The organism is Symploca atlantica LB2515, from assembly GCF_052546295.1.
Genome location: NZ_JBQWMT010000001.1, coordinates 1,686,540 through 1,706,600 on the forward strand (window position 1 = coordinate 1,686,540; position 20,061 = coordinate 1,706,600).

The 20,061-nt window shown below is 44.3% G+C and carries 14 protein-coding genes, 1 tRNA gene and 1 pseudogene; 9 read left to right on the top strand and 7 right to left on the bottom strand.

All coding sequences use genetic code 11. The features are described 5' to 3' along the window. Positions 1 to 76: 76 nt before the first annotated feature. From ACT7WV_RS07175 to ACT7WV_RS07185, 3 genes are all read right to left on the bottom strand, one after another. A complete protein-coding gene (locus tag ACT7WV_RS07175) occupies positions 77 to 2,941 on the bottom strand; it encodes a cadherin-like domain-containing protein (RefSeq protein WP_445102249.1) in 2,865 nt (954 codons plus the stop codon). Between the two features lie 640 nt (positions 2,942 to 3,581). After that, positions 3,582 to 5,132 carry a mercuric reductase gene (locus ACT7WV_RS07180; protein WP_445102250.1) on the bottom strand — a complete coding sequence of 517 codons (1,551 nt, stop codon included), beginning with the start codon at positions 5,130 to 5,132 and terminating at the stop codon, positions 3,582 to 3,584. A gap of 96 nt (positions 5,133 to 5,228) precedes the next feature. After that, positions 5,229 to 5,981 (bottom strand): TVP38/TMEM64 family protein, encoded by a 753-nt coding sequence (locus ACT7WV_RS07185; RefSeq protein ID WP_445102251.1) that lies wholly within the window; start codon positions 5,979 to 5,981, stop codon positions 5,229 to 5,231. A gap of 945 nt (positions 5,982 to 6,926) precedes the next feature. Between ACT7WV_RS07185 and ACT7WV_RS07190 the strand changes: the two genes are divergently transcribed. Both ACT7WV_RS07190 and ACT7WV_RS07195 read left to right on the top strand, forming a co-directional pair. Then, the gene (locus tag ACT7WV_RS07190; protein WP_445102252.1) at positions 6,927 to 7,715 is read left to right on the top strand and encodes an HAD family hydrolase; all 789 of its coding nucleotides are present in this window, start codon (positions 6,927 to 6,929) and stop codon (positions 7,713 to 7,715) included. A 391-nt stretch (positions 7,716 to 8,106) separates the two neighbouring features. After that, positions 8,107 to 9,300 (top strand): DNA double-strand break repair nuclease NurA, encoded by a 1,194-nt coding sequence (locus tag ACT7WV_RS07195; RefSeq protein ID WP_445102253.1) that lies wholly within the window; start codon positions 8,107 to 8,109, stop codon positions 9,298 to 9,300. A 1-nt stretch (position 9,301) separates the two neighbouring features. On the opposite strand, the gene ACT7WV_RS07200 is transcribed toward ACT7WV_RS07195, so the two are convergent. Next, positions 9,302 to 9,373 (bottom strand) — tRNA-Thr (locus ACT7WV_RS07200). A 376-nt stretch (positions 9,374 to 9,749) separates the two neighbouring features. Beyond that, positions 9,750 to 9,893 carry a hypothetical protein gene (locus tag ACT7WV_RS07205; protein ID WP_445102254.1) on the bottom strand — a complete coding sequence of 48 codons (144 nt, stop codon included), beginning with the start codon at positions 9,891 to 9,893 and terminating at the stop codon, positions 9,750 to 9,752. 29 nt (positions 9,894 to 9,922) lie between these two features. Between ACT7WV_RS07205 and ACT7WV_RS07210 the strand changes: the two genes are divergently transcribed. Next, entirely contained in the window at positions 9,923 to 10,204 is a 282-nt protein-coding gene (locus tag ACT7WV_RS07210; RefSeq protein WP_445102255.1) for a DUF3493 domain-containing protein, read from the top strand. A gap of 266 nt (positions 10,205 to 10,470) precedes the next feature. Continuing rightward, entirely contained in the window at positions 10,471 to 11,217 is a 747-nt protein-coding gene (locus ACT7WV_RS07215; RefSeq protein ID WP_445102256.1) for an FHA domain-containing protein, read from the top strand. A 61-nt stretch (positions 11,218 to 11,278) separates the two neighbouring features. Here ACT7WV_RS07215 and recA read toward each other — a convergent pair whose 3' ends face one another. Further along, a complete protein-coding gene (gene recA, locus ACT7WV_RS07220) occupies positions 11,279 to 12,337 on the bottom strand; it encodes a recombinase RecA (protein ID WP_445102257.1) in 1,059 nt (352 codons plus the stop codon). 272 nt (positions 12,338 to 12,609) lie between these two features. Further along, complete coding sequence (locus ACT7WV_RS07225) at positions 12,610 to 13,839, bottom strand: RNA-guided endonuclease InsQ/TnpB family protein (RefSeq protein WP_445101566.1); 1,230 nt, start codon at positions 13,837 to 13,839, stop codon at positions 12,610 to 12,612. 93 nt (positions 13,840 to 13,932) lie between these two features. Here ACT7WV_RS07225 and xseA point away from each other — a divergent pair, with 93 nt between their 5' ends. The 5 genes and pseudogenes from xseA to cas12k all read left to right on the top strand — a co-directional run bounded on the left by xseA (position 13,933) and on the right by cas12k (position 19,716). Continuing rightward, positions 13,933 to 15,162, top strand: a complete 1,230-nt coding sequence (gene xseA / locus ACT7WV_RS07230; protein ID WP_445102258.1) for an exodeoxyribonuclease VII large subunit — start codon at positions 13,933 to 13,935, stop codon at positions 15,160 to 15,162. A gap of 10 nt (positions 15,163 to 15,172) precedes the next feature. Continuing rightward, on the top strand, positions 15,173 to 17,083 hold the full coding sequence (locus tag ACT7WV_RS07235; RefSeq protein WP_445102259.1) for a DUF4114 domain-containing protein: 1,911 nt from the start codon (positions 15,173 to 15,175) through the stop codon (positions 17,081 to 17,083). A gap of 100 nt (positions 17,084 to 17,183) precedes the next feature. Beyond that, a complete protein-coding gene (locus tag ACT7WV_RS07240; protein ID WP_445102260.1) occupies positions 17,184 to 17,405 on the top strand; it encodes a hypothetical protein in 222 nt (73 codons plus the stop codon). 90 nt (positions 17,406 to 17,495) lie between these two features. Further along, entirely contained in the window at positions 17,496 to 17,753 is a 258-nt protein-coding gene (gene xseB / locus ACT7WV_RS07245) for an exodeoxyribonuclease VII small subunit (protein ID WP_445102261.1), read from the top strand. Positions 17,754 to 17,808: 55 nt separating this feature from the next. Continuing rightward, positions 17,809 to 19,716, top strand: a pseudogene (cas12k, locus tag ACT7WV_RS07255) (type V CRISPR-associated protein Cas12k). Positions 19,717 to 20,061 lie beyond the last annotated feature (345 nt).

Consider the following 20,061-nt stretch of genomic DNA (forward strand, 5'->3'; position numbering starts at 1 on the left):
GGCAAGGGACACGATATATCGTGTCCCTTCGGTATTAATGCTCAAACCCTCAAGAGGATAAGCAATTAGCGATCGCTTAAGCTACTGCCAGATTGAGAGTGATAGTAAGATCGTTATAGTCTTTATCACTAACAGCGCTGGGCAAATCCTCGAAGCCCCACTGATTGTCTCCCAGCAAAGTAATGTGGTCAGCGCCATCCGAGTTCGCTCCTAAGAAAGCAAAGTAGACTTCGCTACTCGACTGCGACAGGCTAAACCCAGAACTCTGGAAATCATCCAGACTACCATCGACCATGAGGAACGGAGCCAAAAGTACACCAGCATCCAACTGACTGGAGATATTGACCGTACCCTGATTTTCGACAGATAATTCTAGATCAAGGCGCTGTCTGATGGCAATTTGTCCATAACCCTCATCACCAGGATTAACCAGTTGGCCAGTCAGCTCATCAAGGATTGCTCCCTGCTCATTTTGTACGACATAAAAGCCAGCAACATTGTCGAAGTCGGCTTCCCGATGGACTGTATAGCTAGCTGAAACTTGACCAGTAAAATCACGTAAATCTAGTAATTCGCCTTGCGTTTCGCCTTGAACTCCTGTACCGGGCGTCGAGTCTTCAACTACAGATTCAACATTAATCGCTACGTTTTCTGACCACTGTAGAGTGAAACCAGTAGAAGAGAAGTTAGCAACCTCTAGACTGCCAGAAGTCGAGAAGGAGACATTATCTGGTGTTCCCCCACCAGCCAACTCCGCTAGCACTGTATCCGTAGTGCCATCTTGTACTAGGTAAAATCCTAAGCGGTCAGTTGATTCAAACCCTAACAGACGAGCAACAGCCTGGAAACCGTTGGGATTGTTAGCAAGAACTGAGTTGATAACTTTAGCTCTGTTAAAGGCGGCTTGCAGATAACCATCTTCACCAGGTGCAATACCATCGATAGTGCCTTGGTCATCATCGACGTTGAAAACGCCAATCTCGTTGTGGAGACTAGGAATACTGCTAGTATCGACGCTAAATTGCAGTGTGGCAGAGGTGCTGGTTTCTGTAAAAGCAAAAATGCCAGCAGTTCCCGTATCTCGGAACTCGGCAACTGAACCGATGGTGAAGGCAAAACTGCTGCTAGTAATTTCTTGACCATTAGCAGTTGCAGTGAAGCCAAAACTGTCGCCAGGGGCATCACTATCGCCATCTTGATAAGTCACTAGACCGTTGTTAATGTCACTTTGGCTGAAGGTGCCATTAACACCCAAAGCGGCACCGTTGAGTAACAGAGTACCCTCAGCCGGTAAGGTAGTCAGAGTGTAAACAATTTGATCCGGGGTAGCATTGACATCGGTAACCTCCAGGAATTCGTTAGAGATTGCCTTGTCTTTCCCTTCACCAAGGGTTAAGCCAAAATTCTCAACAAAGATATTGGCGATAATTTTGTCTTGACCAACAACAGTACCACCTGTCAGTTCAAATTTCTCGACGTTAATCGTTTCATTGACATTGAAGATGCCTCCTGTGACTTTCACCAAGCCAGTACCAGTGAAGGCAGTGCCACTATCAAGGTTGTGCGTTCCCCCAGAAAACTCTACCGTAGCTCCCTCTGCGAGATCAAAACTGCCGGTGATTTCACTGTCACCCTCTAGCTTGAGCTTGCTTTTGACATTGAGTTGGCTGTTAGTGCTCGATTTAAACTTACTCTTAATGCTGATGTCACTATCAACATTAACGTTGCCACTGATGACATCCAGTGTGCCATTACCAGTGAAGTCACTGCCAGCAGCTAAGGTGTGATTCAGGCCAATTAACTCTAAGCTGGCATTATCTGCCAAGTCACACTGGCTGCTGATTTCACTGTCACCCTCTAGCTTGAGCTTGCTTTTGACATTGAGTTGGCTGTTAGTGCTCGATTTAAACTTACTCTTAATGCTGATGTCACTATCAACATTAACGTTGCCACTGATGACATCCAGTGTGCCATTACCAGTGAAGTCACTGCCAGCAGCTAAGGTGTGATTCAGGCCAATTAACTCTAAGCTGGCATTATCTGCCAAGTCACACTGGCTGCTGATTTCACTGTCACCCTCTAGCTTGAGCTTGCTTTTGACATTGAGTTGGCTGTTAGTGCTCGATTTAAACTTACTCTTAATGCTGATGTCACTATCAACATTAACGTTGCCACTGATGACATCCAGTGTGCCATTACCAGTGAAGTCACTGCCAGCAGCTAAGGTGTGATTCAGGCCAATTAACTCTAAGCTGGCATTATCTGCCAAGTCACACTGGCTGCTGATTTCACTGTCACCCTCTAGCTTGAGCTTGCTTTTGACATTGAGTTGGCTGTTAGTGCTCGATTTAAACTTACTCTTAATGCTGATGTCACTATCAACATTAACGTTGCCACTGATGACATCCAGTGTGCCATTACCGATGAAGTCACTACCAGCAGCTAGGATGTGATTCTCGCCAATTAACTCCAGGCTAGCATTTTCGTCCAGTTCACACTGGCCGTTGATTTCGCTATCGCCTTCAAGTTTAAGCTTGTTTTTAACTTTAACTTTGCCGTTGGCGTTACTCTTGAACTTACTCTTAATGCTAACTTCGTCAGCAATTTCCAACTCTCCACTGACAACTTCCAGTAAGCCTAAGCCAGTGAAGTTGACACCCGCACCAAAGGTATAGCTTTCTCCATTCAACTGAATGCCGGCATTCTCTGCAACGTCAAAATTGCCACTCCAGTTAGTGTTTCCTATACAGTTGAGGGTGCCTGCAAGGAGGTTCAATTGAGTTACGTTGATATCAACATCTGTGGTGACGTTGACATCAACATCGACAATGGCAATGTCCAACTCTCCAGGCACCGCATTGTTATTAAGCTCATCAACCCAGTTTGCAGGATTACTCCAGGAGTTATCAGCAGCTGCTCCAGTCCAAGTAAAAGTGGGCATTCTATCTCCTCAAAGACAAACATTAACAGTAAAGGAATAGATGTTAGTTAGATAAACCATGATTTATCTAACTGCAATTGCCCCTGAAAATCAGATAAACTATTTTTTGAGTTTGCGAAAAATAGATTATTTTTGCTGTAAGATCTATAGATATCGCAAACATTTTCTGCTCATTATTCTAGCTATTACTAAACTAAATGATAGGTATGGTGTTCAGTTAAATATCTGTCACATCTAAGAAATAGTTGTTATTTTGCGAGTTTAACTTTTAATCACAAAAAATATTTTTACACCTTTCAATACCAATTGAATATGAAATCTTTAAATAAAAGATAAGAGACTTATTACTTGTTTAAAGCTTCTATAAAGTTGAAAGATGTATAAGTTTAATTTGACATTAAGACGCATAGGTAATGTCTTAAGTTCCCGGCAATAGCAATTGTTTACCAAGAACCAGAGCAATATACATCTTGCTCAAGGGAATATACGCCTGCAGACTCAAATTTGGGGCAAGAAAAACTAAACCCACCTAGTCAGGTGAGTTGATGATTTAGTAGTTGACGGCGGATACAAGTTTTTGTGGTAGCGTAAAGCTACTGCATAGGCATAGGCATGCTGAGAGCAAAGTATTACCTAACTACTAGGAAAACTTGGTAAGTAATCCCAACAGTCGCTTACTAGTCGGCGTGAGTAACGTACGGCGATAAGCATCAGCAGCTTTTTTAATACATTCCGCCTGAGTAGGATAAGGATGAATCACACTAGAGAGCTTACTTAAACCTAAATTACCGACAATTGCCGTAGTCACTTCCGAGATCATTTCACCAGCATGACGAGCCACAATTGTTGCACCTAGAATCTGATCCGAACCCTTTTTGTGGTGTATTTTAACAAACCCTTCCGTCTCACCATCAGCAATTGCCCGGTCTACATGCTCAAAGTCAATCTTAATAGTACTAACATCAAAACCTTTTTTCTGTGCTTCATCTTCATACATACCAACGTGGGCAATTTCTGGAGAAGTATAGGTTACCCAAGGCATCACTAAATCACTTAGTTTATATCTGCCAAAGCCAAAGGGAGAAAACAGGGTATTCTTAATTACAATCCGCGCCGCAGCATCAGCAGCATGGGTAAATTTCCAATCCATGCAGATATCACCAGCAGCGTAAATTTTGGGGTTGGTTGTCTGGAGATAGTCATTCACTATGACTCCCTTTCGCTGGTCGTAATCTACCCCAACTGTTTCTAAATTGAGTCCTTCTACATTAGGCGCACGTCCTGCACCGACTAAAATTTCGTCCACTGTAATCGACTCTTGCTGACCACTACAAGAGGTAAAATAAAGCGTCTTACCCTCACTAGTCTTAGCAACACGCTGCATTTTGCTACCGAGTACTAGGCGAATTCCTTCCCGTACCAAAACTTGTTGAACAATTTCTGCGGCATCAGCATCTTCTTTATTTAAAATATGAGAACCTCGATGGAAAAGCACCACCTCACAACCCAAACGTTGGAAAGATTGAGCTAGTTCACAACCGATGGGGCCACCACCAATTACGGCAAGACGTTTGGGGCGTTCTGTCAGAGAAAAAACCGTTTCATTAGTAAGAAAACCCGTCTCTTCTATGCCCTCAATCGAGGGCCGTACCGCCCGAGCGCCTGTAGCAATTACGGCTTTCTTAAACCGGAGATTTTGCTCGCCAATCTTAATCATATCGTCGCTAGAAAAATTGCCTTCCCCTAAAAAAACATCAACTCCTATTTTTTGAAAGCGTGCAGCCGAATCAACATGACTAATATTAGCTCTTAACCTGCGCATCCGCTCCATGACAGCAGGAAAATCGACTTCAATGTTTTCTGGGGTATGAATACCAAATGCTCCTGCTTCCCTAATATCAGCAACGACGCGAGAAGAGCGAATTATACACTTAGAAGGCACGCAACCGACATTTAAGCAGTCCCCACCCATAAGATGTTTTTCAATCAAGGCAACTTTTAAACCAATACCTAAACCCGCTGCACCTGCTGCGACTACTAATCCAGCAGTACCAGCACCAATTACTACTAAATCGTAACAATCAACTGGCTTAGGATTTACCCAATCTGGTGGGTGGACATAGTTAACCAATTTGCGGTTATACTCATCCATCGGTGGAACAGTGACTTTCTCAAAGGCAGAATTTGACATAGAAAAAACCTCATAAATAGTAAAAATACACAATTAAAAACAGAGAATTTATTCTCGTTTTTTGATAATTGACGCAAGTAACAAAACTTACATTAGTTAGGAAACTGTCTCATCTGAAAGTTGCTCGTCTGATACCTTCTCTTCTAACGCCTTTCTGGCAACTTTGGTCACGTAAACAGTTACAGCAACCGTGGCGATAAAACCAATGATCCGAATTGCCCACTGTACAGTCGCATTGGTAGGCTGATTTTCGCCACCAATGGTAGCTAAACTACCCGCTAGAGAACCAATATAAACATACATAATGGTTCCTGGAATCATGCCAACGGAACCAAAAAAGTAGTCTTTGAGGGAAACCCCGGTCACGCCATAGGCATAATTTAATAAGTTGAAAGGAAATACTGGAGAGAGTCGCGTCAACAGAACAATTTTAAATCCTTCTTTACCAACAGCTTCATCAATTGCCCGAAATTTATCATTACCCGCAATTTTTTTGGCAACCCAGCCTCTTGCAAAATAACGACCAACTAAGAAAGCGGCAGTAGCTCCAATTGTCGCACCAATGAAGACATAAAGGGAACCTAAAACTACACCAAAAACCACGCCAGAACCGAGGGTAAGAATTGACCCTGGTAAGAAAGCTACAGTAGCAACTATGTAAAGTAAAATAAAGGCGATCGCACCAGTTGGGCCAAGGTTTTGAATCCATTGCAAAGCATTGCGCAACCATTGTTGAGGATTAAATCCCTGTACGTTAGCAGATTCTTGGGCTAGGGCGGAATTATCGGCAAACACCAGGACAACACTGAATGCCAACAAAGTCAATGCGATTAGTTTGAAAAGCTTCATTAATTTTTTCGCACGGTATTGATGTTTTATTAGATTATCCTTCATGGTTGGTCACTTGTGGTTAATATTGATGTCTATAACGATATAGTAATGCGCTGAATTTACCTCATTTACCCACATTCAAAAGCATTAGTAATTGAGGCAATTCAGGAAGATTTACACCTAAAAATTGGCTATTCTCAGTAGAGAAACATTCAAAATCTAGTGAGTCCTATAATTAACCTCCCTGCCCAGAAGATGTTGTTGATGATTAGAATCTAGTTCAGAAAAACTAATTAATTTTTGGACATGGTTATTAGATTAAGTGCCTTGTCTGAGAATCAGCTTAAAAAAACCTAAATTTCCCCCGAACTTAGATCAATGGTTATTTTTGTTAAAAATTTTAGGAACAACAGATTTTAAATAGTTAGTACTAATCACTTATCTGTTTATTCTGGCAACTAGGAGCATCGATAAAAGTACCCTCCAGGGTACTTTTATTGTGGGTTTGTCTGTTGAGGATATACCTGTACATTGAGAAGCTACTTACACCAGCATGTTGGGACTCGTACAGACTCCTGAGCCAGTGGTGAACACTTCCCGTTTGCCAGTGCCTAGGTGGGAATAAGCCAAAATTTCGATAAAACGAGGGAATACTAGTAAATTAACCTTTGTTAAAAAATTTAATTTGAGTCGGTGTTTTGCGTAAAAAAGTAGAACTAAAAGCAGCTAAATAATTAGCAGCTCAAAACCACCCATTTTGTAGCTGGCTCTATAAATCAAGATCAATGAGAGTTCATTTCTAGAACTGTGCCAAAGTGTTTATCAACAAGTAACAACACCTGCTGAGTTTCCCCTCACTGATTGGTACGAAGCGATCGCTACTCAGGCAGAGAAGGCTCAATGTTACTGAGTTATTCCTTGATTGTATGCGATGATAGACAGCGACTTTGAAGCTCTAAAGCCATGGCTGCGATCGCTCCTACAATTCTTGCCCTTGACTTTGATGGTGTCCTCTGTGACGGACTGCTAGAATATTTTCAGACTTCTTGGGGTACTTACTGTCAAATCTGGAACCCACCTAGCCACACTCCACCAGATAACGTGGCTGCTCAATTTTACCGCTTACGACCTGTAATCGAAACTGGCTGGGAAATGCCAGTGCTAGTCCGTGCACTAGTGCTGGGAGTGCCAGAAGCAAAGATTGTTCAAGATTGGTCAACTGTCGCCAAGGAAATCGTTGCCTCTGAAAAGTTAGATCCTGCAGAAAGCGGCAAGAAACTAGACAGTTTCCGAGACGAGTGGATCAATAAAGATTTAGACAGTTGGCTAGAGCTACATCGCTTCTACCCCGGCGTGATTGAGGGAGTAGGTAAAATACTCTCAGAAACACCAACACAAGTATTTATTGTTACCACCAAAGAAGGGCGGTTTGTCAAGCAGCTCTTGCAACAACAAGGCATCCAACTGCCAGAGGAGAGGATTATCGGCAAAGAGTGCAAACGTCCTAAATACCAAACTCTTCGCCAAATCCTAGAAGTGCTGAGTTGCCAAGCGGCTGGTCTTTGGTTTGTGGAAGATAGATTAAAAACCTTACAATTAGTCCAACAGCACCCTGATCTTCAAGATGTCAGACTCTACTTAGCAGATTGGGGTTATAACACCGAGGCTCATCATCAATCTGCCAGTAATGATCAGAGAATTAGGCTCTTGTCACTTGCTCAGTTTCCCCAAGATTTTTCAGTTTGGTCTTAGTCAGGTAAGTGAGATATTAGCAGTTACTCAACTACTCCCTAACTTGTCATTAAACCAGATGGCTGCCTGATTCTAGTTCCCTAGCTACCTTTTTGTCTTCGATACGTACAGATACCTCGCTCATCCGTTGTCAATAAGAAAACAGCCTGTACAAGAAAACAACAACACCGATCATTTCCAAGAATTCTTCTAGAGTTGCTATTACTGCATAGAAAACAAAGACAGATTTTGCCTTGAGTGAAGAAAAGTAGTGAATAGTCAAAATTATTCACAATTCAGTTTGGTAGGAATGGATGTATCTAAAAAACAGTCAAGATAAGCTATTAGATGTTGCTTAGTACCACCTAAAACCTGATACCTGTGCAACTATTTCTCACCAAAGGGAAATCTAATGCTCGATTTAACGAAAATTGCCAAGCAGATACCTGGTATTAGTCAGCACCTGAGAGTTGAAGCGGCTGCAACACGTCAACGCTTAGAACTTGCCCAGAAACTGTTAATACAAGCCAAATCCCAGCAGGAAGAAATCGTCAATCGGCAACAACAATGGCGCGATCGCATTACCTTTGCCGCTGCAACACCCATCGAACCCCTAGACACGGCTATTGAGATCAGTACACCACCAGAGGGCCACACCGTTTTCGCCACAGATGGCTCTCAACTGTCTCCTTCTCACCACGAAATTGCCTACTGTTACTTGATTAATGTTGGCCGGGTAATGTTGCACTATGGGCAGAGTTTATACCCGCTTTTAGATAGCTTGCCAGAAGTATTTTACCGACCAGAAGACCTGTACGTTTCTCGTCAGTGGGGTATTCGTACAGAAGAGTGGATGGGTTATCGGCGTACGGTTTCCGAGGCGTCAACGTTAGCAGAAATGGCTTGTCGCTGGGTCAATCCACCGGGCGCTCACTTTGACATACCCAATCTGGCAATGGTGGATGGTTCCTTAATCTACTGGTTTCTGGAATCGCTACCAGCAGAAGCACGCGATCGCATTCTGCCACCAATTCTGGAAGCTTGGGAACAGCTACGCTCAGTCAACGTTCCCTTGTTGGGCTATTTGAGCGCCTCTCGCAGCACTGAAGCCGTTAACTTTCTGCGGCTGCAAGCTTGCCCTCACGAGACTCCTAACTGCATCAGCAATTGTGCTAGCCTCACTGACAAGTTACCCTGTCAAGTTATTGACCCTTTGCGAGATGCTGCTCTCTGGACAAATTTTTTGCAACCAGGACAACGTAGCTCTTTGTTTCGCAGTTCAGCACGGATTCTTGAGTCATATCAAGCTCATCGCGTCTATTTCTGCTATGTCAATGTTGGCACAGAAATTGCCCGCACAGAAGTACCGGAATGGGTAGCGCTTAACCCCTCCTTGCTTGATCAAGCCCTAAGTTTGATGCTAGCGCAAGTTCACAAAGGTTATGGCTATCCAGTCGCCCTAGCTGAAGCTCACAATCAGGCAGTAGTGCGAGGCGGCGATCGCACCCGCTTCTTTGCCCTCCTTGAACAACAAATGATTCGCGTCGGTTTAAAAAATGTAGGCATCTCCTATAAAGAAGCCCGCAAACGCGGCAGTATTGCCTAAAAGCCGATGGGCGGATTTGAACCGCCGACCGTTCGATTACGAATCGAATGCTCTACCACTGAGCTACACCGGCACCAATTGAATAATATAGCAGGATTTTTGCCCAAAAATGACCCCGCTAACCCCACTTGTGATCGAAGATTCTCTTGGACTGAAACAGTGACAATTGTAATATCTCCGGTTGCAGGGGTTATTAAACGCCACTCGCTATGAGTGCAGACTCATAGTTTCTCTCTCTCTTAAGAAAAACTGATAGAAAATATTACAAAGTAATATCAGACGCTCAAAGGAACGGAAAAATTAGGCTAGTCCTCCTTGTCTCCCGTGTCCCCCTATCCTTTTTTTGACTCCAAGATAAGTAACCTAAAGCTGTGAGTGTGGGGTCTGGGGTATAGGGGAAATTTGCGCATCTTACTGTATCTTCAATAAGGGTCTTTGTTGACTACCCCTTACCCTAACCCTGATGCTCCGACAAACTCAATACTCAGGTAGCCAAAAATTGCTCTGCTACTCGACAATACTTCATCTTCTATTGGCAAGACTTCATCTTTTACCAGACTATTTAGACCATAAAGAAGTTGCAGTCGTGCCAAGATTGATATGAAGGCAAAATCAAAAACGGATGTCAAAGCCAACCTCAAAAAGTCCCAACCCCAAATCTAACATCAACCCTCGAAAGCTTAGCCCAGAAAAATATGCAAAATTAAAAGCAGAGGCACAAGCTCCCTACCGAGGTCTGAGAAAATTTATTTATGTTGCCTTTGGTGCATCTGGTCTCATTGGTGCAGTAGTGTTTTTGGCACAGCTAGCCTCTGGTCAACAAGCAAACACGGTTCTGCCTAACCTGGTAGTGCAAATTGGAGTGGTTGCCTTGATGGTTTGGTTGTTTCGCCTTGACAAGTAGTTGGGAATTAATATTGTGGTGGCACTTTATTTAAAAAAAATTGGTGCATCTTGACGGGTCAAGGTAATCTAGGCTAAGAGGGAAAGGATCTACCAAAATTTGCTCACCAGTCTTTGGACGTCGGGGTAAGTGAGCTAGTCATATTGCCTACCTGTTGCATAACTGACGAATGGCGACAGTGGTTTTACCGTAAACCTACCGCACTTGCTAAGTCACGATTTTTTACTTTGCACATACCTCTGCTCCTCTGAATTGATCCGATAATTATGAATATCGAACAAAGACTAGGTCTTTACGAGGTTTTTCTCAAGCTTTACGAGAACCATCGCGGTCTGTTAGATGAACTTCTTAAGCTAGAAAAAACTGGATTCCCAAACCTTCCGGGCTTAGCCACACAATCGGTGACCGGCGTCATTGAAGGTCAGCAAGTTTATTTGATCACAAACTTAGTTGACGGAAAAACTCAGACTTTGTTTCAATCTCAAGGCATCTGGACGATTGGTCGCGACCAACGGCTAGCTTTAACAATCCAAGACCGACGGTTGTCTAGGCATCACGCAGCGATTCAGTACGTTAAGTACCAGGGTTTTTACCTGGTGGATTTCAACAGCACCAATGGCTCTTTCATTAATGATAAAGCCGTGCGGGGGCGAATGCTTCTTCGGGACGGCGATCACGTACGACTGAGCAACTTTACCTTTGACTTTTTCTTGTGCTATCAAACTAAGACTTTAGACGACATACCCCCGGATATCCTGGCGAAACTAGAAGCCGATCCAACTAAGAAAAACTTGGCCACAGTCCAACAATTGGGTTCATCTATATCACCTCGAGACTTAGATGATTCAACTATTGACTGTCAAGAAGTAAATCCTAGCTCCTGGCAAAAGCAATCCGAACCAGAAGAACCCAATGCTCAATTCTCCATAGCCCAGTTTAACCAAGCTAGTCACCCGAAGACCTCAGATAGCTTCGCTAGTCGGCAAATACAGAAGATATTTGAACATAGCTAGGAGCTAGCATCTTCAGCTAACCCCTAGTTTGGTAATAACCCTATTGGGCTTTTTAGAGAAGTTACTCTTCCTCTTCACTCTCCACCCGAGTGACCGAATTGGCAGAAACAACCACTCCCATTTCTAATTTCTGGCGCACCTGCCGATCCACAGTCTCGGCAACCTCTACATTTTCTTGGAGATACTTAACAGTGTTATCACGCCCTTGAGCGATGTTGCTGCCTTCGTAGCTGTACCAAGCTCCCTTGCGAACAATTACGCCAGTTTCTTCTGCTAGGTCAACCAGACAACCTAGCCGGGAGATACCCTCTCCGAAAATAATGTCAAACTCTCCAATACGGAAAGGGGGAGCGACTTTATTTTTTGCCACCTTAACTTTGGCACGGATACCATACTCACCTTCAGATCCCTTTTTCAGGGTTTGAATGCGACGAATGTCTAAGCGGACTGAAGCATAAAACTTGAGGGCATTGCCGCCTGTAGTCACTTCGGGACTACCGTAAGAAATACCTATTTTTTGTCTTAGTTGGTTGAGAAAAATGACGGTGCAGCCAGATTTGCCAATATTACCAGCGATTTTGCGCAGTGCTTTACTCATCAGACGCGCTTGCAAACCTACTTGAGTGTCGCCCATTTCCCCTTCAATTTCTGCACGCGGGACTAAAGCAGCCACTGAATCGATAACTACAATATCCACTGCCGCTGAGCGTACTAATTGATCGACAATTTCCAAAGCTGCCTCACCATTATCAGGTTGAGAAACCAACAGGTTGGCGATGTCAACTCCCAAAGCAGCAGAGTAGGTAGGGTCAAGGGCGTGTTCAGCATCAACAAAAGCCGCCACACCTCCGCTTTTTTGTACTTCTGCGACAGCATGCAAAGCTAGCGTTGTTTTACCGGAACTTTCTGGTCCATAAATCTCAATAATCCGACCCTTCGGCAAGCCACCACCCAAAGCTAAATCTAGCGTAATTGCTCCGCTGGAGATCGTCTCCACCCTCATGCGAGTGGCATCTCCCAAACGCATGATGGCACCTTTGCCAAAGTTGCGCTCAATCTGGTTGAGCACCAAGTTCAGGGCTTTTTCCTTTTCGGGACTGTTTGTGATTTGGGTAGCCATTAGTGCCTCAGGAACTGTGTTGGGATGTGTTGGGAAACGCGCCCAAACTCCTTCCTATTCTAACTCTGTGCTGTGGTTGAGTGAAAAAATCAGTAAGCGGCTAACCCGCCGAGAACTTTAGCACTATAGCGGTTTTCTTTTGGGTAAAGTGGGGCTACTTTTGGTTAAGCATGAGTTATGGATTATGCTCAACCTACTCCTTGATAGTACGTTTAATTATTCACCTGCTAATTGACATCCTCCTCGACCTAAAGGTACGAGGATTCCAAAGATCACTCTTTGGGTTTCCTCTTTCCACGACTCGGCTTACATTGAGGAGTTTCCCCACCAATGCAGAGGTCGATGTCTCCAGAGGCGTTTAACCCTTCGACAAAGCTCAGGGCTGGCGTTCCCGTGTGCCCCACGGTACGTAGTGCTAGTTCCAAAATGTTCCGGGATGCATTCCAGTCTCGGTCTAAAACAAACCCACAATGGTGACAGCGATGTGTTCTTTGACTCAAAGACTTTTTGACGACTTCCCCACAGTTAGAGCAATTTTGACTGGTGTAGTGGGGCGCAACGGCAACCGTCACCACTCCAAACACCTTGCCGAAGTATTCCAACCAGTTGCGGAAAGTCGACCATGCAGCATCCGATATCGACTTGGACAGCTTTCTATTCTTAACCATGTTCCGCACCATCAAGTCTTCATAAGCAACCAAGTCGTTAGACTGGACTACGCATCTTGCCAACTTCACGGCAAAATCTTGACGCTGCCTACTTACCTTGAGGTGTTTTCTGCTCAAACGGTTTCGAGCTTTGGCTCTGTTTTTAGAACCCTTCTGGGTTCTAGAGAGATGGCGATTCAGACGCTTAAGAGCTTTTTCAGACTTCCTCAGATGTCGGGGATTCTCAACCGTCTGTCCATCGGAATCGGTATAAAAGTGAGTCAAGCCAACGTCCAACCCGATAGTTTTTCCTGTTGGTTCTCGTTTCTCAACCCGCTCAACATCAAGACAAAACTGAACGTAGTACCCATCAGCACGACGAACAACTCGAACCCGCTTGATTTGACTCAACTGATAGAAATGCAAGTCACGGGTTCCCCACAGCTTGAAGCTTCCAGCTTTGAAACCATCGGTGAAGGTGATGGTTCTTCTATCTTCCGACAGCTTCCATCCCGTTGTTTTGTACTCAACAGAACCGTGAGTTTGGTGCTTTTTGAAGCGTGGAAAACCCTTTTTTCCTGGCTTGCCTTTTTGGCAATTGTTGTAGAAGCGGGTGATAGCAGACCAAGCTCTTTGAGCGGAGGCTTGTCTAGCTTGAGAGTTGAGCTGAAAAGCGAAGGGAAACTCTTTGGCGAGAACAGCGCAATAAGCACTCAACTCGTATTTCCCAATTCCCTTGTTGTCCATCCAGTATCTGAGGCAACTGTTACCAACAAACCTAGCAGTACGAATGGCTTGATTAAGCCGCTCATACTGCCCGTTTGTTCCCTGAAGTTTTGCTTCAAATACCCACATGATTACGCTGACTTACTTAGGGTAAGTATAGCGCAGTTAAACAAAGCCGCGCTAAAAGCACGGGGCTTTAGACCCATTATTTTGGTAAAAAACATGACTTCGTTTGTGTCTAATTCTCTGTTTCCGGAATTAACGTTGTCTGTCTCTGACCTAACAAATTACATTCAGGAACTGTTGGAACAGGACGAACAACTGCGAAGGGTTTGGGTGATTGGAGAAGTTTCTAGCGCTTCTCAACATCGCAGTGGCATGTTTTTCACACTTCAAGACCCAGACGCTAAGGCCTCGATTCAGTGTGTAGTGTGGAATTCTGTAGTGACTAAACTAGTGCAGCCACCCACTACTGGAGAACAGCTGATTGTTTTAGGCAGTATCCGGGTTTACCCTCAACGGGGACAATACCAACTGATGGTATGGCAGTCATTGCCAGGGGGTGAAGGTTTGCAGGCATTGCGCTATGCCCAACTCCGTCATCGACTAGCAGCAGAAGGCTTGTTTGACGAAGAAGGCAAGCGCCCCCTGCCCACTCATCCCCAAATCATTGGCGTTGTTACCTCGCCTCAAGCCGCCGCCTGGGGTGATATTCAACGCACCCTGCGCAGTCGGCATCCCGGTTTACAAGTTTTGTTATCACCTGCCCAGGTGCAGGGAGAGTTAGCACCAGCTTCGATTGTGGCAGCAATTGAGCGTATTGAGTTAGATGGTAGAGCGCAACTGCTGATTTTGTCACGGGGGGGCGGAGCATCTGAAGATTTGGCTTGCTTTAATGATGAGAGGGTAGTGCGAGCGATCGCTAATTGCTCCATTCCCGTCTTAACGGGGATTGGTCATCAACGGGATGAGTCTTTAGCTGACTTAGTGGCTGACGCTTGTGCTCACACGCCGACAGCAGCAGCAGAACTGGCGGTTCCAGAACTAGCCAAGCTTGATGCTGAACATCAACAACGAAAACGTAACCTTAATCAGGTCGTAGCTAAAGTTCTAGAAGGCTCTCACCAGCAAGTTCAATATCTGCGAGCCAGAGTGCAACGCCTACCCCTGAACCGACAATTACAGCAAGAAAAACAAGCGATCGCTTGGAAGCGCCAGCAATTAGTACAACTCACCTCACAGCGCCTAAGTCAAGCTAATGGGCATTGTCAACTCTTGCAGCAAAAACTAGCTACCCTTGACCCCAATAGTGTACTGAAACGAGGCTATGCTGTAGTGCGTCAAGCAGAAGGAACTATTGCACGCTCAGCAGAGCAGTTGCAGCTTGGTGAGACACTAGAAATTACCCTGAGTGAAGGGCAAATAAAAGTCAAAATTACAGAAATTATTTAGCTAAATAGCTATGGCTACTTCTAATAGTGCGACTTCCCTAGAGGAGACCCAAAATTTTAGTGAGTTATTTGTTTTTGGGGACAGTCTTTCTGATACAGGTAACTTATTCCAAGCAACGGGGGGTCTTGTTCCCAATAGCCCACCCTACTTTGAGGGGCGTTTCTCTAACGGTCCTTTAACTGTAGAACTCCTAGCACCCCAGTTAGGTTTGACCTCCAACCCCGCCACCAACTTTGCTGTTGGTGGTGCCAAAACGGGACGCGATAACAGCGGTGATAATCCTGCTTTGGGATTAGAATTTCCCGGATTACTTGACCAAATTGATCAGTTTGTTGCTAACACTGGTTCCCAAGGCGCAGATCCTGATGGGCTTTATGTTGTCTGGGCTGGGGGCAATGATTTTTTAAATCCACCTGCTGATCCTAAGGCGGCGGTGACTGCGGCTGTCAACAACCTGACAACGGCTGTCAATGCCCTGGCTAGTGTGGGGGCGCAAAATGTCGTAGTGCCAAATTTGCCGGATATAGGTAGAACACCATTGGCGTCAGCAAATGGCTTGACATCGATTCTGCGCGACATTAGCTTATCGTTCAATTCAGCATTAGAACTAGCTCTAGCAGGTCTCGTGCTAGATGTAATTTCAGTAGATTTATTTGACATTAGCCAGGAAATCGCGGCTAATCCTACCGCGTTTGGCTTGTCTAATATTACTGACTCTTTTTTAAACACGGCAGAAGTTGTCGATCCAGATCCCGATCCAGACCAGTTTTTTTTCTGGGATGATGTTCATCCCACAACTAAAGTCGATGAAATTTACGCCGACACTTTTCGAGAAGCAATTGTTGCTGCGACATCCCCTGCTGGTCTTACCAGGAACGATAATAATATTTTTAGTCTCGCAGGCTTAGGTGACTCCACCACTCAACTCTTATTTACTCTAAACCAAATTAACACCAATTTTGTTGATGAAATTGGTGTTTTTACGGTAGATACAAATGGCGGAGTTATTGATAGTAATACGGGTTTATCCTTAGTTCCTGGTCAGGAAGGATACCTAGAGGCAGCCCTAAGACAATCGCAAGTAATTTTTTCAGCCCCCTCTGATATTTTTGATTTATTGAATAACGTCAGTATCACTCGTCAATTAAGCTTTAGTGGTGGTACTAATTTGGGTTTTTATCTAGTACCAAATAGCACAACAACTACGGCGCAGCAGGAGTTGGCAACTGGACAAACTCCGGAGATTTTGTTTGCCTTTCCCTCGGCTAATACTAATGGCATTAACTACCTACAGAGTGACGAAATTACAGATGGTGGCTTTACGCTTTCTTGGGAAGATCAAATCGGCGGTGGTGACCAAAGTTTTGACGATTTAGTGCTGACTGTTGAGGTGACAGAGGAGCCACAACCGCTAGGTACACAACTTCAAGGAGAAGTCGAACTGCTCGATTTGCGTAGCCAGACTACTCCGGTGCAAGCTGAGTTGATTGTTAACGGTGAGGCTGGTTACAACAATGTTGTTGGTTTCTATGTAATTGATGATGAAAATGGCGGTATAGATGTCAATAATGATGGTGTGATTGACTCTCATCCAGGTGAGGCTGATTATGCACGAATAGCGATATTAGAGCGTCTACTGGAGTTTGACAGTAATACAACAGTGCAATTGACGGGTGGAGAAATTTTGGCACCTTATATTATTGCTGATGGCACACCAGAGGAATTTCTGGAACTTAACTTGAATCACCAGCCAGAGCAAGTTCCTTTAGCTTATTTTCCCTTTTTGGAAGCTAACCCAGATGGGGTTGACCATGTTCGCTTAGGCGGAGACAATACCTTTGCTTTTGAGGATTTATTTAACGGCGGTGATTTGGACTACAATGATATAGTTTTCCAGGTTAATCTTTCTCCTGTTGTCTGATATTTAGATAATTTGCAACTTTGAATCTGCCTTTTGATAGTGTTTACATCGGACAAAGTGCCTGTAAACTAAAGCTTGCTAATTGTATAGGCAAAGTTATATGAGTCCTGAGACACCGAAACCATCTGCTGAGCAAGAAAAGAATCAAGACGAGCTACAGACGGTTCAGGAATCCGTTCTCGAAGAAGCTGTTGATCCCAGAGATTTAGTGACGAAAGGCGGTTACACCAAAGATCCCGCAGAAATTGTCAATAACCCAGCCGTAACTCCTCAAATGCTCGATGATTCGGAAGAGTTAAGGAGTGATTTAAAGAGGGATTGATAGACTATTGTTGGGAATAGGGCTATTTACTTAGCCTTGCCAGAAAAAGATCACAGGAGTTATCATCTCAATTCGATACTCGGAATTCTTATGGTTGACCCTAGTGGTGTTTCTGTTTCCCATAAAGTAGATATTTCCCCGCCTCAAAATTGGAACTACGAGGCAACTGTCGCTCAAGTGGAAAATATCATTGAGCAAATAGAAGCTGGTGAATTGGAACTAGCAGAGGTTTTTGAGCAATTTAGCGCGGCGGTTGAATACTTGCGCCAGTGCGAGGCTTTCTTGAACCAGCGACAGCAGCAAATGGACTTGCTGATTGAAACGTTAACAGATGAATCAGAATTCTAGAGTTTTTCTAGACTGACTAATTAATTTTTATTAAACACAGTAGTGTATTGACGGCATGAGCCAAATTACGATCCAATGTCGTCTTGTTGCTTCACCAGAATGCCGCCACCAACTTTGGAAGTTGATGGCAGAACTGAATACACCTCTAATCAATGAACTTTTAAAACAAGTTCAAGAACATCCCGACTGGGAAAACTGGCGAGAAAAAGGCAAAATCCCCACTGGCACTATCGAACAACTATGCTAACCCCTCAAAACTGACCCCCGCTACAGTGGTCAGCCGAGCCGTTTTTATATGTCTGCGATCGCATTGGTAGACTACACTTACAAATCTTGGCTCCAACTCCAGCAAAGACTACAACGCAAATTGGCAGGGCAGATGCGCTGGTTGGCAATGCTCAAAAGCGATGAAGAATTAATTAAGGAAAGTAATTCTACCCTTGAGGTTCTTCGCAGCAAAGCTAGTGAAATTATTCTTCCCTTAACTCCTCAAAACTCCTCGACTCAATCCCCAAAAACCAAAGGGAAAAAGAGAAAGAAGCCTAAAGCGTCAAAATCTCAGGATAGTATTTCCCAAACTCTTTTCTCTGCTTACGACCAAACAGAAGACATCCTGAGTAAAAATGCTATCTGCTATCTACTCAAAAATGGCTGCAAACTTCCTAGCAAAGCAGAAAACCCCGAAAAATTTGCTCAGCGTCGCCGTAAGCATGAAATCAGGATTTCAAGATTATCTGAACAACTCACCAGCCGCTTGCCTAAAGGTCGAGACTTAACCGGGGAAAAATGGTTAGAAACCTTAATCACCGCTACCAGAACTGTTCCAGCGAATGAAGCTCAAGCCAAGTCTTGGCAAAACCAACTCCTTACCAAACCCAAAGTCTTACCTTTTCCAGTCGCTTACGAAACCAACGAAGACCTAACCTGGAGCAAAAACTCTCAAGGTCGCCTCTGTGTTAAGTTCAGTGGTTTGAGTGAGTATAAGTTTCAAATCTACTGTGACCAGCGCCAACTCAAATGGTTTGAGCGCTTTCTGGAAGACCAGCAAGTTAAGAAGGAAAGTAAAAACCAACATTCGAGTAGCTTATTTACCCTACGCTCAGGCAGAATTGCTTGGCGGGAAGGATTTGGCAAAGGCGAACCTTGGAACGTCCATCACCTCACTCTCTATTGCACCTTAGACACTCGTCTCTTTTCTGCTGAAGGTACAGAGCAAGTAAGAGATGAGAAAGCGACTGAGATTGCCAAAATCCTCACCAAAATGAAAGAGAAAGGTGACCTAACTCAGAACCAGCAAGCTTTTATCAAACGTAAAAATACAACTCTTGCACGCATTCACAACCCTTTTCCTCGTCCTAGTCAACCTCTCTATCAGGGGCAAGGAAATATTCTGGTAGGTATCAGTTTAGGACTAGAAAAACCTGCTATAGCTGCTGTGATCGATGGCGCTACGGGCAAAGCAATAACTTTCCGCAGCATCCGGCAATTATTAGGGAAAAACTCTAGACTTCTCAACCGAGTTAGGCAGGAAAAACAACGTCAATCTCACCAACGCCACAAAGCACAAAAAAATGCTGCTCCTAACCAATTTGGGGAATCTGAACTAGGTCAGTACTTAGACCGACTAATAGCTAAAGCCATTGTTACTCTAGCCCAAACCTACCAAGCAGCTAGCATTGTTTTGCCCAAACTGGGGGATATGCGAGAACTCGTGCAAAGCGAAATCCAAGCCAAAGCCGAGCAAAAAATCCCTGCTTATCTCGAAGGGCAGCAAAAGTACGCTAAACAATATCGAGTTCATTTCCACCAATGGAGTTACGGCAGATTAATTGACAACATTCAAGCTCAAGCAGCAAAGATAGGTATTTCAGTTGAACAAGGAAAGCAGCCAATTCGAGGCAGTCCCCAGGAAAAGGCAAAAGAAATGGCTATTGGCACTTATCAATCTCGTCTTAATTCTTAAAAATAAGACAAATTATTGAACCTTGAAAGTATAATAATTCAATGGCTAACAGCGCCGCAGTTCATGTTCGACCGAACCCCTGATGTGCGAAAAATGAGGGTTAGTTTGACTGTTTGACAACAGTTTTGCTTTCTGGCCCTGGTAGCTGTCCACCCTGATGCTGCTGTCGAAAGACAGGAATAAGGTGCGCTCCCAGTAATAGGGGTGTAGGTCTACTACAGTCGTGGCTACTCAATCACCTCCGAGCAAGGAGGAATCCACTCTCATTCATTTTTCTGGCAAGCCAAAGCGGGGGCAAAAACCCTGGAGGTTCGCCAAAAATGCCAATCCCTGAGGTAGTCTTGA

Excerpts from the sequence above, each read along its gene's own strand:
- xseB (WP_445102261.1), top strand. The coding sequence starts at position 17,496 with ATGGTTGACCCTAGTGGTGTTTCTGTTTCCCATAAAGTAGATATTTCC.
- ACT7WV_RS07195 (WP_445102253.1), top strand. The coding sequence starts at position 8,107 with ATGCTCGATTTAACGAAAATTGCCAAGCAGATACCTGGTATTAGTCAG.
- ACT7WV_RS07225 (WP_445101566.1), bottom strand. The coding sequence starts at position 13,839 with ATGTGGGTATTTGAAGCAAAACTTCAGGGAACAAACGGGCAGTATGAG.
- ACT7WV_RS07210 (WP_445102255.1), top strand. The coding sequence starts at position 9,923 with ATGTCAAAGCCAACCTCAAAAAGTCCCAACCCCAAATCTAACATCAAC.
- xseA (WP_445102258.1), top strand. The coding sequence starts at position 13,933 with ATGACTTCGTTTGTGTCTAATTCTCTGTTTCCGGAATTAACGTTGTCT.
- ACT7WV_RS07175 (WP_445102249.1), bottom strand. The coding sequence starts at position 2,941 with ATGCCCACTTTTACTTGGACTGGAGCAGCTGCTGATAACTCCTGGAGT.
- recA (WP_445102257.1), bottom strand. The coding sequence starts at position 12,337 with ATGGCTACCCAAATCACAAACAGTCCCGAAAAGGAAAAAGCCCTGAAC.
- ACT7WV_RS07180 (WP_445102250.1), bottom strand. The coding sequence starts at position 5,132 with ATGTCAAATTCTGCCTTTGAGAAAGTCACTGTTCCACCGATGGATGAG.
- ACT7WV_RS07215 (WP_445102256.1), top strand. The coding sequence starts at position 10,471 with ATGAATATCGAACAAAGACTAGGTCTTTACGAGGTTTTTCTCAAGCTT.
- ACT7WV_RS07190 (WP_445102252.1), top strand. The coding sequence starts at position 6,927 with ATGGCTGCGATCGCTCCTACAATTCTTGCCCTTGACTTTGATGGTGTC.
- ACT7WV_RS07185 (WP_445102251.1), bottom strand. The coding sequence starts at position 5,981 with ATGAAGCTTTTCAAACTAATCGCATTGACTTTGTTGGCATTCAGTGTT.
- ACT7WV_RS07240 (WP_445102260.1), top strand. The coding sequence starts at position 17,184 with ATGAGTCCTGAGACACCGAAACCATCTGCTGAGCAAGAAAAGAATCAA.
- ACT7WV_RS07235 (WP_445102259.1), top strand. The coding sequence starts at position 15,173 with ATGGCTACTTCTAATAGTGCGACTTCCCTAGAGGAGACCCAAAATTTT.